Origin of the sequence: Arthrobacter sp. MYb229 (assembly GCF_002975405.1) — a bacterium.
GTDB lineage: Bacteria > Actinomycetota > Actinomycetes > Actinomycetales > Micrococcaceae > Glutamicibacter.
This window is the reverse complement of sequence record NZ_PCPS01000005.1, coordinates 33,146-47,371: the sequence shown is the minus strand read 5'-3', so window position 1 is coordinate 47,371 and position 14,226 is coordinate 33,146. Positions and strand designations below refer to the sequence as shown.

19 protein-coding genes are annotated in these 14,226 nt (G+C 62.2%); 15 read left to right on the top strand and 4 right to left on the bottom strand.

All coding sequences use genetic code 11. From position 1 onward, the window contains the following. Positions 1 to 56 precede the first annotated feature (56 nt). Entirely contained in the window at positions 57 to 773 is a 717-nt protein-coding gene (gene lexA / locus CQ019_RS14100; protein WP_105554679.1) for a transcriptional repressor LexA, read from the bottom strand. Positions 774 to 1,030: 257 nt separating this feature from the next. On the opposite strand from lexA, the gene CQ019_RS14095 reads away from it, so the two are divergent. From CQ019_RS14095 to CQ019_RS14065, 8 genes are all read left to right on the top strand, one after another. Continuing rightward, positions 1,031 to 1,384 carry a LysM peptidoglycan-binding domain-containing protein gene (locus CQ019_RS14095; RefSeq protein ID WP_105569970.1) on the top strand — a complete coding sequence of 118 codons (354 nt, stop codon included), beginning with the start codon at positions 1,031 to 1,033 and terminating at the stop codon, positions 1,382 to 1,384. A 74-nt stretch (positions 1,385 to 1,458) separates the two neighbouring features. Further along, positions 1,459 to 2,565, top strand: a complete 1,107-nt coding sequence (locus CQ019_RS14090) for a histidinol-phosphate transaminase (RefSeq protein WP_105569969.1) — start codon at positions 1,459 to 1,461, stop codon at positions 2,563 to 2,565. Positions 2,566 to 2,590: 25 nt separating this feature from the next. Next, positions 2,591 to 3,211, top strand: a complete 621-nt coding sequence (hisB, locus tag CQ019_RS14085; RefSeq protein WP_096288070.1) for an imidazoleglycerol-phosphate dehydratase HisB — start codon at positions 2,591 to 2,593, stop codon at positions 3,209 to 3,211. Next, entirely contained in the window at positions 3,212 to 3,847 is a 636-nt protein-coding gene (gene hisH / locus CQ019_RS14080; RefSeq protein WP_105554676.1) for an imidazole glycerol phosphate synthase subunit HisH, read from the top strand. It abuts the gene before it with no gap. A 3-nt stretch (positions 3,848 to 3,850) separates the two neighbouring features. Next, on the top strand, positions 3,851 to 4,000 hold the full coding sequence (locus CQ019_RS18575) for a hypothetical protein (RefSeq protein WP_176484251.1): 150 nt from the start codon (positions 3,851 to 3,853) through the stop codon (positions 3,998 to 4,000). A gap of 22 nt (positions 4,001 to 4,022) precedes the next feature. Beyond that, the gene (priA, locus tag CQ019_RS14075; RefSeq protein WP_105554675.1) at positions 4,023 to 4,760 is read left to right on the top strand and encodes a bifunctional 1-(5-phosphoribosyl)-5-((5-phosphoribosylamino)methylideneamino)imidazole-4-carboxamide isomerase/phosphoribosylanthranilate isomerase PriA; all 738 of its coding nucleotides are present in this window, start codon (positions 4,023 to 4,025) and stop codon (positions 4,758 to 4,760) included. Between the two features lie 156 nt (positions 4,761 to 4,916). After that, positions 4,917 to 5,798, top strand: coding sequence for an SseB family protein (locus CQ019_RS14070; RefSeq protein ID WP_105554674.1), 882 nt, complete (start codon positions 4,917 to 4,919; stop codon positions 5,796 to 5,798). 21 nt (positions 5,799 to 5,819) lie between these two features. Further along, positions 5,820 to 7,157 (top strand): MFS transporter, encoded by a 1,338-nt coding sequence (locus CQ019_RS14065; protein WP_105554673.1) that lies wholly within the window; start codon positions 5,820 to 5,822, stop codon positions 7,155 to 7,157. Here the strand turns inward: CQ019_RS14065 and CQ019_RS14060 are convergent. From CQ019_RS14060 to CQ019_RS14050, 3 genes are all read right to left on the bottom strand, one after another. After that, on the bottom strand, positions 7,154 to 7,645 hold the full coding sequence (locus CQ019_RS14060) for a GNAT family N-acetyltransferase (protein ID WP_105554672.1): 492 nt from the start codon (positions 7,643 to 7,645) through the stop codon (positions 7,154 to 7,156). The two genes, CQ019_RS14065 and CQ019_RS14060, sit on opposite strands and share 4 nt — an antisense overlap. A gap of 37 nt (positions 7,646 to 7,682) precedes the next feature. Then, positions 7,683 to 8,237, bottom strand: coding sequence for a GNAT family N-acetyltransferase (locus CQ019_RS14055; protein WP_105569968.1), 555 nt, complete (start codon positions 8,235 to 8,237; stop codon positions 7,683 to 7,685). Positions 8,238 to 8,391: 154 nt separating this feature from the next. After that, positions 8,392 to 8,757 (bottom strand): DUF1844 domain-containing protein, encoded by a 366-nt coding sequence (locus CQ019_RS14050; protein ID WP_096288056.1) that lies wholly within the window; start codon positions 8,755 to 8,757, stop codon positions 8,392 to 8,394. Between the two features lie 328 nt (positions 8,758 to 9,085). Here CQ019_RS14050 and infC point away from each other — a divergent pair, with 328 nt between their 5' ends. From infC to CQ019_RS14015, 7 genes are all read left to right on the top strand, one after another. Then, entirely contained in the window at positions 9,086 to 9,736 is a 651-nt protein-coding gene (gene infC, locus CQ019_RS14045) for a translation initiation factor IF-3 (RefSeq protein ID WP_374954800.1), read from the top strand. Positions 9,737 to 9,903: 167 nt separating this feature from the next. After that, complete coding sequence (gene rpmI / locus CQ019_RS14040; protein WP_096288052.1) at positions 9,904 to 10,098, top strand: 50S ribosomal protein L35; 195 nt, start codon at positions 9,904 to 9,906, stop codon at positions 10,096 to 10,098. A 103-nt stretch (positions 10,099 to 10,201) separates the two neighbouring features. Continuing rightward, complete coding sequence (gene rplT / locus CQ019_RS14035; RefSeq protein WP_105554670.1) at positions 10,202 to 10,864, top strand: 50S ribosomal protein L20; 663 nt, start codon at positions 10,202 to 10,204, stop codon at positions 10,862 to 10,864. A 112-nt stretch (positions 10,865 to 10,976) separates the two neighbouring features. Then, positions 10,977 to 11,849, top strand: a complete 873-nt coding sequence (locus CQ019_RS14030; protein ID WP_105554669.1) for an RNA methyltransferase — start codon at positions 10,977 to 10,979, stop codon at positions 11,847 to 11,849. A gap of 18 nt (positions 11,850 to 11,867) precedes the next feature. Continuing rightward, positions 11,868 to 12,302 (top strand): (deoxy)nucleoside triphosphate pyrophosphohydrolase, encoded by a 435-nt coding sequence (locus CQ019_RS14025; protein ID WP_105554668.1) that lies wholly within the window; start codon positions 11,868 to 11,870, stop codon positions 12,300 to 12,302. Positions 12,303 to 12,378: 76 nt separating this feature from the next. Beyond that, positions 12,379 to 13,029, top strand: a complete 651-nt coding sequence (locus CQ019_RS14020; protein WP_105554667.1) for an LppM family (lipo)protein — start codon at positions 12,379 to 12,381, stop codon at positions 13,027 to 13,029. Positions 13,030 to 13,145: 116 nt separating this feature from the next. Then, on the top strand, positions 13,146 to 14,225 hold the full coding sequence (locus CQ019_RS14015) for a phenylalanine--tRNA ligase subunit alpha (RefSeq protein WP_105569967.1): 1,080 nt from the start codon (positions 13,146 to 13,148) through the stop codon (positions 14,223 to 14,225). Position 14,226: the final 1 nt, after the last annotated feature.

Genomic DNA, 14,226 nt, shown 5'->3' with positions numbered 1-14,226 from the left:
TCCGGTCTCACCGACAATGGGTGAGGCCGAATGGCTCGTTGGAATAAACTTGCCTGCTACAGCGAACGCATCACCGACACGACGCGTCCCATCACCGTGGCCGCGTCGCCGAGAATCGGCTCATAACGCGAATTCTGTGGCAGCAACCAGGTGTGGCCGTCGCGCTGACGGAAGGTCTTCACCGTGGCTTCCTCGTCAAGCAATGCGGCCACAATATCGCCGTTCTCCGCGGTCTGCTGGCGACGGACGACCACCCAGTCGCCATCGCAAATAGCCGCATCCACCATCGAATCGCCCGATACCTTGAGCATGAACAGCTCGCCGTGGCCAACCAGCTGGCGGGGTAGGGAAAAGACGTCTTCGACGGTTTGCTCCGCCAAAATTGGTCCACCGGCGGCGATGCGTCCGACCAAGGGAACCATTGTGGTGTCTGCCGAGGAGCTCAGCTCAATGACCTTCGTGTCCTCAGCGGGTTCCGGCGCGCTCAGCGGCTCGCTGCTTCCCTCGCCGTCCTCTGCAAGCTGCAGCGGAAGCAGAATCTCCATCGCTCGTGGACGCCGCGGGTCGCGACGAATGTACCCAAGCTTTTCGAGCTGACCGAGTTGGTGAGTAACGCTCGAAAGGCTTTTGAGCCCGACCGAGTCGCCAATCTCACGCATCGACGGCGGGTAGCCATTCTTGCCGATCGCACGCTGGATGGTTTCGAGGATCTTTTTCTGACGTATCGTCAGCGAACGGGCGTTCGACCGGGGAGTGCGCTGTGATGCTGACATGTATTTTTGCCTTCCCTTGCATTCGGTCCTCAGTTCGAAGCTACAAACTGTCGGTGCCCAATGTTGTGATGTATTCATTGATCGACTACTTCGAAATCTTAGTTGATCGCAGGGCTTCTTTCAAAGATTTGTTCGAAAACATCTGGACAAGTTCGATCTGGCTCTGTTAGAAAAGATGTACTAGTATCGAACAGGTGTTCGAAGATTGTATTCGAATATTGGTTCGCATCACCCGTAATCGTTGAGGAGAAAAAGTCGTGGCAACTCTGGCACTTCACCCACAGCAGAGCAAGACACCAATGAGGATCCGCATCAACCGTCGCGGTTGGGCAGTACTGGTAGGCATACCGGTCTTCCTGCTCACGATCGCCGCGGCGTTCATGTTCACCATGTTCACCAGCAGCGCCCAAGCGTCCACGGACCTTCCCACCGGCCCGGCGACGGTGGAAGTCACCGTGATTCCCGGTGACACCCTATGGGGGCTGGCCAGCGAGTACGCCGTAGGCTACGAAGTCAACGCGGCGATGAGCCACATTGAGGAATTGAACTCCATCGATGCCGGTGTGTTGTACGCCGGGGACACTTTGGATATCCCGGTACTCTCGAACTAAGTGCCAGCTCACTATTGTTACCTGTTCTTGTCGTGGATTCACCGGCGAGAGTGCCTCAGCATTAGAATTAATGCGTGAATGACCGTAGTGAACTTCTGAGTCAGCTGCCCTTGCGTGAGAATCTCCGCGGGCTATCCCCATATGGAGCGCCGCAAATTGACGTCCCCATTCAGCTGAACGTCAACGAGAACACCCATCCGTTGCCAGCGACCGTTGTCGATGCCATCGCTCAGGAAGTAGCCAAAGCGGCTGCCAGCCTAAATCGTTACCCGGATCGTGAATTTACCGAATTGCGCGAGCTGCTCGCCGACTACCTTGGTCACGGGCTGACCTCCGACAACATCTGGGCCGCAAACGGCTCCAACGAAATTCTCCAGCAGATCCTGCAGGCCTTCGGCGGCCCGGGGCGCAGCCTGCTTAGTTTCGTCCCCACCTACTCGATGTACCCGCTGCTCGCCAGTGGCACCGATACCGAATTCATTGCCGGAAACCGCGCCGAAGACTTCACCCTCTCGGCCGAATCCGCCGCCGCGCAGGTACGCGAACACCGCCCAAACGTGGTATTCCTGTGCTCCCCGAATAACCCGACCGGAACCGCACTGGGCTTAGACGTCATCGAAGCGGTCTATGAGGCCGCCAGCGAAACGGACGCCATGGTGATCGTGGATGAAGCCTACGCAGAATTCTCGCTGGCAGGTACTCGATCGGCGCTTACCCTGCTCGAAGGACGCCAGCGCTTGATCGTCTCGCGCACGATGTCCAAGGCCTTCGGCCTGGCCGGAGCCCGCGTGGGCTATCTCGCGGCGGCCCCCGAGGTGACCGACGCGATTCGCCTGGTGCGTCTGCCTTACCACCTCTCCGCGGTCACCCAGGCAACCGCCATCGCGGCGCTGAAGAACATCGAGCTGCTGCTCGCGCAGGTTGAAGACATCAAGACCCAGCGCGACCGCATCGTGTCCACGCTGATCGATCTCGGCTTGAAGCCATCTGTCTCGGATTCGAACTTCGTCTTCTTCGGCGGACTGGAAGATCCGCACGCCATCTGGCAGGGCCTGTTGGATGCCGGCATCATTGTCCGCGACAATGGAATCAAGGGAACGCTGCGCGTCACCGCCGGCACCGAAGCCGAAACCACCGCCTTCCTGGAGCACCTGGCCTTGTTGCTGGGTGCACAGAAGTAGAATTCACACACAAGCGAAGGAAGACATGTCTGCCGAATTGATTGGCGCTCGTCGCGCCCGGATGGAACGCGAGACCAGCGAATCATCAGTTTTCGTCGAGTTGGACCTGGACGGAACCGGGGTCTCGGAGATCAGCACGAGCGTGCCGTTCTATGACCACATGCTCACCGCCCTGTCCAAGCATTCGCTCATCGACCTGACCGTGCGCGCCACCGGTGACACCCACATCGACGTGCACCACACGGTCGAAGACGTGGCCATCACCATCGGCGAGGTGCTGCGCGTGGCCCTGGGCACCAAGGCGGGCATACGCCGCTTTGGCACCTCCTACGCACCGCTGGACGAGGCGCTGTCCCGTTCGGTCGTTGACGTCTCCGGCCGCCCGTACCTGGTGCACGGCGGGGAACCCGCAGGCCAGGAATACCACCTGATCGGCGGGCACTTCACCGGTTCGATGACGCGGCACGTATTCGAGGCCATCACCTTCCACGCGCAGATCTGCGCGCATATCGAGGTGCTCTCCGGGCGCGATCCGCACCACATCGTCGAGGCCCAATTCAAGTCATTCGCTCGCGCGCTGCGTGAAGCGGTCGAGCCGGACGCCCGCATGGGCGACAAGATCCCATCCACGAAGGGTGCCCTCTAAGTGGCGAAAAAAACTGTAGTCGTCCTCGATTACGGATCCGGCAACGTCCGCTCGGCCGTGCGCGCGCTGGAAGCCGCCGGCGCCGAGGTGGAGCTGACCGCGGATCCGAAAGCGATCTTGGCCGCTGATGGCCTCGTCGTTCCCGGCGTGGGAGCCTACGCCTCGGTGATGGAGCAGCTGACCAAGGTCGGCGCGCTGCGTTGGATCGGCCGCCGCATCGCCGGTGGCCAGCCGGTGCTGGGCATCTGCGTGGGACATCAGGTGTTCTTCGAGCAAGGTGTTGAGCACGGGGTGAAAACCGAAGGCATCGGCGAGTGGCCTGGTGTGGTCGAGCGCCTGCAAGCAGAGGTCATCCCGCATATGGGCTGGAATACCGTGCGCCCGCCGGAGAACAGCCGGCTCTTCGCCGGGATCGAGGACGAGCGGTTCTACTTCGTGCATTCCTATGGCGTGCAGAAGTGGGAGTTCGATGTCACCCAACCGGCGATGACCCCGCCCCAGGTGACCTGGTCCACCCATGGCACCGAATTCGTCGCGGCCGTGGAAAACGGTCCGCTGTCCGCCGTGCAATTCCACCCGGAGAAGTCCGGCGACGCCGGGGCCCGCTTGCTGCGCAACTGGTTGGAGACACTTTAGGAAATGTGGGCCATCATCCTGCTAACCCTCGGTGCCTTCCTCGCCGGCGGCGCGATCTCGCTCAAAAGCCAGAAAGCGCATATCTCGTGGATCATCGCATTGTGGGCCCTGGCCGCCGCGGCAATTGTCGCCGGCTGGGTTCAGACTCTCTAAACATTAGCGACAGAAGGAAATTATGAGCGAGCAACCAATTCTTGAACTGCTCCCGGCGGTAGATATCGCCGGCGGCCAAGCCGTTCGCCTGGTGCAGGGCGAAGCCGGGTCGGAAACCGGATACGGCGACCCGCTGGAGGCGGCCCTGTCCTGGCAGCGCGAAGGGGCCGAATGGCTCCATCTGGTGGATCTCGACGCGGCCTTTGACCGCGGCAACAACACCGAGGTGGTCCGCCGCATCGCCGACGAACTGAACATCAAGGTGGAACTCTCCGGCGGCATCCGCGACGATGCCTCGCTGGAGCGCGCCCTGGAATTCGGGGCCACCCGCGTGAACCTGGGGACCGCAGCATTGGAAAACCCCGACTGGACCGCGCGCGTCATCGAACGCTTCGGCGAGCAGATCGCCGTGGGCATGGACGTGCGCGGAACCACCCTGTCCGGCCACGGCTGGACCAAGGACGGCGGCGACCTCTGGGACGTGCTGGCACGCTTGGAAGATGCCGGGTGCGCCCGCTATGTGGTCACCGACGTGACCAAGGACGGCACCCTGCGCGGGCCGAACGTGGACCTGCTGCGCGAAATCTGCGCCAAGACCACCAAACCCGTGATCGCCTCCGGTGGCATCTCCTCGCTGGAAGATCTGCGCGTGCTGCGCGAATTGGTCTCGGAGGGAATCGAAGGGGCGATCATGGGCAAGGCGCTCTACGCGGGCCAGTTCACCCTCGCCCAAGCGCTGGACGTGGCAGGGCGCCGCTAGCCTCCACCATTTTTTGAGCCAGGACCCGAACCAGCGCCCACCGGCCCGGTTCGGGTCTTTTGCCGTCTGCACCGGAGCCGGGGTGCGTGGCAAAGGTCATGAACGGATTTTCGTCGCAGGACTTTCGCATTTGCACCCGGCAGATAGCATAGTTTCATGAGCACTTCGCACCCCGAATCCGATCCCAAACGCCACCTGCCCGGGCATATCGCCGCGGCGTTGGCGCAAGCTGGCAACCGCGCAGATTCTGCCGGCCAAGGCTGGGACGGTCGGGACTTGAGCGGCGAGGAAAATCCGTTGCACAAGTTTGACAAGGACGATGGAGCCGCCGACCCGGCCGTGGAGCGCGCCCTGGCCGAGCTCCGCGCGGGAACCGGAGACGAAGCCGGAGTGCATCGGGCCCTGTCCCAGGCTCGCGTCTTCGTGGCGGTTGTCGCCCAGCTCGGCGAAGAAGCGCTGACCGAACATGGTTTCGCCGCCGATAAGGAAGCCGACATGGCGCTGGTCAAGATCAAGGCACCCGATGGGCGGATGGCCTTGCCGGTATTCACCACGGTCGAGCGCTTGCAGGCCTGGCATGGCGAGGCCCGACCGGTGGCGGTCTACGCACCCCGCGCGGCCCTGTCTGCGGTGAGCGAAGAAGCCCAGCTGCTGGTGCTCGACCCGGGCAGCGATTTCACCTTCGTGCTGCGTCGCCCCGGGATGTGGAACCTGGCCAAGCAGACCGATTGGACCCCCAGCTATCTCAGCGAGCACATCGCCAAGCTCGTCGAAGAGGCGACCGCCGGTTATCCGGCGCTCCGCGCGGTGAAGGTGGCGCCGGGCCGGGGAGTCGGCTCGCGAGATGTCTCTGGAGCGGCGGTGCTGGGCGGCGGCCCGGGACCGGAACTGAACCTGCAGTTCGTCTTCGCCGCCAGAACCCCCGAGGCCGAAGCCCGCCAGAGCACCAAAGACATCCATGGGCGCCTCGCCCAAAACCCAGAATTCGCCGAAGCGGTCGATTCGCTCGAAGTGAGTTTGCTCAGCGCACCAGACTAAGAGAAAAGGACACCACCGGGTATGAAACGGTATTGGCAGATTCTGCGGCAGCCGCAGATTTCATCGCTGCTAGTCATCGGAATGATTGCCCGATTGCCGCACTCGGCGCTGAGCATGCTGCTGCTTCTGCACCTGGTTACGAATCTCGATCAGAGCTGGGTGTCCGCCGGGCTGGTTACCGCACTGATGACCCTCGGCATTGCCATCGGCGCCCCGTGGCGCGGTGCCCGGGTCGATGCGTGGGGGCTGCGCCGGGCGCTGATTCCTTCGATCTTCGTCGAAACCATCGTCTGGTGCACCGTCCCGCACGTGTCGCTGGAGTGGGTGTACCCGCTGGCATTCATCGGCGGGCTCTTCTCGCTGCCGGTGTTCTCCGTGGTCCGTACCGCCCTGGGCATCATGACCACCGGGGATAACCGGCGCACCGCCTTTGCGCTCGATGCGACGGCCACCGAACTGGTATTCATCGTCGGACCGGCCTCGGCAGGGATCGTCGCCACGCAGATCAGCAGCACCATCGGGCTGAGCGTCATCGGGGTGACCGCATCGGTCGCCGGTCTGGCGCTGATGATCTTGAATCCGCCGACGCGCAGTGATGACCCCAAGGCGGTGGCCCTGCGCGCCAACGTGCACGAGGAGCGTCTCGGCGCGGAGGCCAGTTTCATCGCCGCGGCCCCCTTCGGCGTGGCCGAGGTCGAGGGCGAATTGATCACCGCGGGGTGGAAGTCCGCGCGCGCCCGGATCAAGAGCCGCGGGCGAGCGTTCAAGAGCCGCTTCAACTGGATCAGCGCCTCGGTGCTTGCGGTGTTCATCGCCGCCGGCGGAGCCGGTGCGCTGCTCACGGGCACCGAGGTGGGCATCGTTGCCGAGCTCGAAGCGCAGTCACGCTCCGGTGACCTGGGGATCGTATTCCTCTTCTGGTGCGGTTCGTCGCTGATCGGCGGGCTGGTCTACGGCTCGATGAACCGGGCCATCTCCCCGCTCCTGCTGCTCTTGGCGATGGCGGTGCTGACCGTGCCCATGTATTTCGCCACCGACACCTGGAGCTTGGCGCTGCTCTCGCTCGCCCCGGGCCTGCTCTGCGCGCCCACGCTCTCGGCGGCCTCCGAATGGCTCACCGATCTGGTCGCGGAGAAACGCCGCGGCGAGGCCATGGGCTGGTACGGTTCGGCGATGACCACCGGCACCGCGCTCGGTTCACCGCTGACCGGCATCTTCGTGGATACGCTCGGCCCCGCCCAGGCATTTATCGGCATCGGCTTGCTGGCGGTATTCATCGTGGTAATCGCATTGATCGCCCAGCAGATCCGCCGACGAGTGCGCCGCACCCGTCGCGCGCGGATGGGCGACTTCGTTTAGGCCGAGGTGAGTTTGAGCTCGTAGTGATCCAGCCCGTCGGTGCTTGACCGCCCCGTGAAGCCTCTGCGCGCCAACAACTTGGCCGAGGCAACATTGGCTGGGTCGACCCGAGCGATCAAACGGCGCACCTGAAATAGTTCGGGGATGAGCCCTAGCGCGCTATTGACCATGGCACCGGCGATTCCCTGACCCCAATAGCCGGGGGAGACCCAATACCCAAGTTCGACTCCCTCGGGTTTACGGGTGGCCACGACCAGCCCTGCCGGATGCCCCGCAGCGATAGCCACAAACCAGCGAGTGGCCCCAACCGTGGCAAGCGGCAAAGCGCTCAGTGCCAATTGAATTCGCTCGCCGATCGTCTGGTCGTCCCAGACCGAGCCATCACCGATATAGCGAGTGACTCGTTCATCGGAGGCCAGGGAAATGACGAACTGCCTATGCCCCTCGTGCAATGGTTCCAGAACAATCTTCTGCGTTTGACGGTCCATCAATGATCCTGCCTCTCGTAGTGGAATCGTGCTTTTGCTAGTGAGCCGGGCCCTCGGTTTTCAGCCGGGAGTAGCAGTACATGTCCTTGCGCTCGGTGCCGATCAGTTGCCAGCTTCGCAGTAATCCTTCGCGGGTGAAACCACATTTTTCGGCGGCCCGCCAGGACCCTTCGTTCCAAGGCTCGATGTACAGCTCCACCCGATGGATGGCCGCAAGCTTCAAGGCCCAATCGGTGAGTGCATCCAACGCCGCGCTCACCGCACCGCGTCCGCGTTGTGCAGGATCGATCCAGTATCCGATACTTGCCCGGCCGGCGGCAACGTTGTGCAGCCACAGCCCAATTTGCCCGATCGCCCGATTCGTCTGTGCCTCGGCGATGGCGAAGGAATACCCGGTGCGGTCAGCCAGACGCTGCTGCTGCCTGGAGATGAAGTCCGCGAAGTCCTGGCTGGATCCCTTAGCGGGAACGCTGGTGATCAACGGAATGAGCGGATCCAGCGAGGCCGCCTCGATCAATTCCACGTCGCCGATGTCGAACGGCCGCAAGACATAGCGCCCGGCATGCAGTACCGGCTGTTCGAAGGTATCCATTACCGAAGCCTATCTAGTGCAAGGCGTTGTGGCTCGTTTCGATCCGGCAATATCTGTTCCGAAACGGAAAGCTCGTGTTTAAACGAGCATGGATCCGCTTCCCAAAGGAAGCGGATCCATGACGTTAATCTCTTAAAATTCTGCGAAACAATCGCTAGTTGACCGGTCCGGTGAGCTTCTCGCCCGGGCCCTTGCCTGGTGCATCCGGGATCAATGATGCTTCGCGGAAGGCGAGCTGAAGGCTTCGCAGACCGTCACGCAGCGGTGCCGCGTGCTGTGAGCCAAGCTCGGGTGCCCCCGCGGTGACTAGGCCAGCCAGAGCGGTAATTAGCTTGCGAGCTTCATCAAGATCCTTCAGCTCATCGGCATCATCACCTTCTGCCAGTCCGCATTTGACCGCGGCCGCGCTCATCAGGTGAACTGCGGCGGTGGTGATGATCTCTACTGCTGGAACTTCTGCGATGTCGCGCATCTGCTGCTCGACGGCGTGCTGCTGCGAGTTGGTGTCTTCGGTACTCATACTGCTAAGCTTGTCACAGACCGACTCAATACAGGTACTTGAGAGCGTCCGGTATCCGGATGATGTCACCAAGAGATCAGTGTTGAGCCATGCAAGTGGAGGCCAACTCCCACCCGCAGTAGCCGTTTAGGCTTCCGGGTAATTCGGCAGGATATTTATGAGTATCCGGAAATAGCTTTACGAGGAAGAATCGTAAAACTATTGTGTCGTCTATTCTTTGGCCTTCGCCTGCACTTCGCAGACGGGGGCCTTCTTCATTTGCGAGTAAGTGACTTACGAAAATCAGGAGTGACACATCAGCGATCCACGCATTAATGAGCGCATTCGCGTGCCAGAGGTACGTCTCGTCGGCCCCAATGGTGAGCAGGTAGGAATCGTCCGCATCGAGGACGCGCTCCGACTAGCTGTCGAGTCCGATCTGGACTTGGTCGAGGTGGCACCGACCGCCAAGCCTCCTGTATGCAAACTGATGGACTTCGGCAAGTTTAAGTACGAAGCCGCTGTCAAGGCTCGTGAAGCTCGTAAGAACCAGACCAACACGATCCTGAAGGAAGTCCGCTTCCGTCTGAAGATCGACACCCACGACTACGAGACCAAGGTCGGCCACGCACTGCGCTTCTTAGGCGCAGGCGACAAGGTCAAGGCCATGATCCAGTTCCGTGGACGTGAGCAGCAACGCCCAGAGATGGGCATTCGCTTGCTAGAAAAGTTTGCAGCAGACGTAGCAGAGGTCGGGCTCGTAGAGTCCACCCCTCGCATCGATGGCCGAAACATGGTCATGGTTGTTGGTCCGCTGAAGAACAAGGCAGAGGCTCGCCGCGAACAGCAGCAGAAGTCGGGTGGCCGGGAAAGCGCGAAGCGCAAGATCCGCACCGACGCCCCAGAAGAGACCGAGGGTCAGAACGTCGCAGCAGCGATGGATGATGAAGCTCTCGCGAAGCTGGAGCAGGCTCGCAACGCGGCTGAAGGCGAAGCCTAGCCCAAGCCTGTTGGGCCTCCGGGCCCGTCATCGGAAACGGTGAAGGATCTTCCTTGCGAAGGTCCAACTACAAGAGAACAGCAGCGGTCACCTTGCCAAGAGGCCCGCTTCGGATGATCCCCACAGATCTCACGATTTATGTGGAGCACGTTAGGAGAACGGCAGCTATGCCGAAGTTCAAGACTCACAGTGGCGCCAAGAAGCGCTTCAAGCTGACTGGTAGCGGCAAGCTCAAGCGCCAGCAGGCCAACCGTCGTCACTACCTGGAGCACAAGTCCTCGCGCGTCACGCGCCGCCTGGCTTCTGACCAGCTGGTAGCTAAGGCCGATGTGAAGACCATCAAGCGGATGCTGGGCCTCTAAGCTCTCCCTTTCGCAATTCGGGGAAGCACAACCCCAACAACCATAGATTTCGCTTTCACCTGGTTATCCCGGGTGGGAGGAACTGACTTGAAGGAGTACACACGTGGCACGTGTGAAGCGGGCAGTAAACGCCCATAAGAAGCGTCGCGTCGTTCTGGAACGCGCAAAGGGTTACCGCGGTCAGCGTTCGCGCCTGTACCGTAAGGCCAAGGAGCAGCTGCTCCACTCGTTCGTTTACAGCTTCAACGACCGCCGTAAGCGCAAGGGCGACTTCCGTCGCCTGTGGATCCAGCGTATCAACGCTGCATCCCGCGCCAACGGCCTGACCTACAACCGTCTGATCCAGGGCCTGAAGGCCGCTGAGGTCGAGGTTGACCGTCGCATGCTCTCCGAGCTGGCTGTTTCGGACTCGAACGCTTTCGCTACCTTGGTCAAGGTTGCAAAGGACGCTCTTCCGGCAGATGTCAACGCTCCTCGCGGCGCAGAAGCACCAGCTTCCGCACCAAAGGCTGCCAAGGCTCCAAAGGCCGCAGCTGCACCAGCAGCCAAGAGCGTCGAAGGCGAAGGCGTGATCAAGGCCGTTGAAGGCCAGGACGCACCAGAAGGCTTCGTCATCAAGGGCAACGCCGGATCGAACAAGTACCACGTCCCAGGCTCGACCTGGTACGAGCAGACCGAGGCCGAGTTCTGGTTCAACTCGATCGAAGCTGCCAAGGGCGCAGGCTTCGAGCCAGCTGGTGGAGAATCCCGCCAGCAGATGAAGTAAATCCGTTTCTCCCTTTGAGCTAGGCCTCAGGTAGGACAGATCACACCGAAGGGTGGGTACCGCACATAGTGTGGAACCCGCCCTTCGGTGCTTCTACCGGTATTCTCGAATAATGACGAGCTTTCCCCCAGACGTGATGTCCAATCCGCGCGCCGACCGAGTCAAGGCGGTCGCCCGCTTGGCCCACCGCAAGGGCCGTGAGGCAACCGGCGAATTCCTTGCCGAAGGCCCGCAAGCGGTCCGCGAGGCGCTGGTTGCGCACCGTTCCAACGACCAGCTGGTCCAAGAAGTTTACGTGGTCCCTGGTTTTCTGGAACGCCACGAAGAATTTACGGCCTTGCTCGACGCAGCCAAGGTGCGCACTCATTTTGTCACCGGCGATGTCATCTCGGCGATGGCGGATACGAAGAACCCGCAGGGCATCCTCGCGGTCGTCGCAATGTCCCAGCCGCAGCTTTCCGAGGTGCTGGCCAGCAACCCCAAGCTGATCGCGGTGCTCTGCCGAATCCAGGATCCGGGCAATGCCGGAACCATCCTGCGTGCCGCCGACGCGGCGGGTGCCGACGCGGTGATCCTGACCAAGGACAGCGTCGACATCTACAATCCGAAGGCCGTGCGCTCCACCGTCGGCTCGCTCTTCCACCTGCCGGTGCTCAGCGACGTCGACCTCAACGACTTCATCGCTGCCGCCGGGGAACGCCTGCAAGTGCTCGCGGCCGATGGCTACGCGGCCCACAACCTGGACACCCTGCAGGATTCGGCGGTGCTGCGCGCGGGGACCGGAACCGAACTGCCGGCGAATGAACCGGCGCTCGAGCGGCCCACCATCTGGCTCTTCGGCAATGAGGGGCAGGGTCTCGACGAGCAGGAAAAGGAACTGGCCGGGTACAAGGTCGCGGTGCCGCTCTACGGGGTGGCCGAATCGCTGAACGTGAGCACCGCCGCGACGGTCTGCCTGTATGCCTCGGCCCGCGCCCAACGCTAAAGCCCAAGGAACACCTCCATGAATCTGAAACAAATCGTCGCCGTAGCCATCGTCGATAGCTTCGCGTCGCCGACGAAAATGCTGGCTGCCCGGCGCAACCGCCCGGCAGCCTTGGCCGGCCTCTGGGAATTTCCCGGTGGCAAGGTCGAACCGGGGGAGTCTGATATCGAGGCGGTGCATCGAGAGCTGCGCGAGGAGCTCGGCGTGCAGCTCACGCTCGGCGCCGAAGTTACCGGACCGCTGGCGCAGGGCTGGGCGCTGAACGAGCAGGCCGCCATGCGAGTCTGGTTCGCCACCATCAGCTCCGGCACTCCCGACACGCTCGACGGGCACGACCAATTGGCCTGGCTGGCTCTGGATGAGTCGCTGGGTGCCGCGGTGCCGTGGATCAAAGCGGACGCGCCGATCGTCGCCGCCTGCCTGGCTCAAGCCCATGCAGGGCGCACGCTCTAAACCGCGTAAGCTGGAACTAGTGCCCGGTGTCGGCAAAATGTAGATAATCAATCAATAAACTTGAGGAGCAATCCGAGTGAAGAGACTTCTTGGCGTTCTCGCGCTGGTATTTACCGCAATCCTGGCCCTGTCCGGATGCGTCAACATGAACGCTGAAGTCAATGTGACCGGTGCCGATCAGGCCACCGGTGCGCTGCAGGTCACCACTCATCAGGAAAACCTGCAGGGGCAGCCCTTCGAAGACGTGCTGGCCAGCCAGCTGAACACCGATGAACTGGATCAGATCCTCGGCGAGCAGTGGAGCTACACCACCGTCGACGACGGGGAAAACGTCGGCCTGCGCTTCGAAACCGTCGGCAAGATGAACTTCGTCCAGCTGCAGGATGCCTTCAGCACCTTCGGCTTCCCGATCTCGCTGACCGACAAGGGCGGCGAATTTGAGTTCTCGATGCCCGGTGCCGGAGAAGTCGTGGTCAACGAACAGTTCACCGAGGCAAACCTGGTAGTCAGCTTCCCGGGCAAGGTTGTTTCGCACTCTGCGGGCGAGGTCGAGCACCACTCGGTAGCCTTCGACATGATGGCCGGCGCCGAGGAATACAAGGCCACCGGCAGCGCCAACTACGCGTTGTTCTACTCGATGATCTTCGGCGGCGCCCTGCTGGTGCTCGTGCTGATCATTGCCCTGGCCTTTGCGCCGAAGGGTGCCAAGGACCCGAGCGGCCACTAAGCGAATCGTAAGCATCTTCACGGCCCGGGCCCGTCATCGTTGAAACGTTGGCGGGCCCTAGCCAATAGAATAGGAACCAAGAGTTCCACGAGCGAAGAGAAGGATCGATCGATCCCATGTCTGATCAGACAACCCAAGAGGCAACGGAAACGGACCAAAGCGTCCCGCATCCGACCGATGAAGCAGGCATCAACGCCGCGGTCCAGGCGGCACTAGCAGCCATCGAGACCGCCGGCGACCTGACCGAACTAAAAGACGCACGGCTGGCTCACACCGGGGAGAAGTCCGCGCTGTCGCTGGCCAACCGCCAGATCGGCAAGCTGGACAAAACCGAGAAGGCCGTAGCCGGCAAGCTCGTCGGTGGCGCCCGCGGCCGCGTCAACAAGGCCCTGGCCGCGCGCACCGAAGTGCTCGAAGAAGCCGAAGCCGCCCGCATCCTCGTCGAGGAGACCGTCGATGTCACCGCCGCGCCGCGCCGCCGCCGCGCCGGGGCCCGCCACCCGCTCTCGGTCCTGCAGGACCGCGTCTCGGACATCTTCGTCGGCATGGGCTGGGAAATCGCCGAGGGCCCCGAGGTGGAATCCGAATGGTTCAACTTCGACGCGCTGAACTTCAAGCCGGACCACCCGGCCCGCGAAATGCAGGACACCTTCTTCATCGAGCCGGCAGACGCGCACCTGGTTTTGCGCACCCACACCTCCCCGGTGCAGGTCCGCTCGATGCTGGAGCGCGAGGTGCCGGTCTACGTGCTCTGCCCGGGACGCACCTTCCGCACCGATGAGCTCGACGCCACCCACACCCCGGTCTTCCACCAGTTCGAGGGGCTGGCCGTGGACAAGGGCCTGACCATGGCCGATCTGCGCGGCACGCTGGAGCACTTCGCCCGCCAGATGTTCGGCGCCGAGGCGCAGATCCGGCTGCGCCCGGCCTACTTCCCGTTCACCGAACCGAGCGCCGAGCTCGATATCTGGCACCCCGGGGCCAAGGGCGGACCGCGCTGGATCGAGTGGGGAGGCTGCGGCATGATCAACCCGAATGTGCTGCGCGCCGCCGGCATCGATCCGGAAGAGTACTCCGGCTTCGCCTTCGGCATGGGCATCGAGCGCACGCTCATGTTCCGCAACGACGTTCCCGACATGCACGACATGATCGAGGGCGACGTCCGTTTCAGCCAGCACTTCGGGATGGAGATCTAGG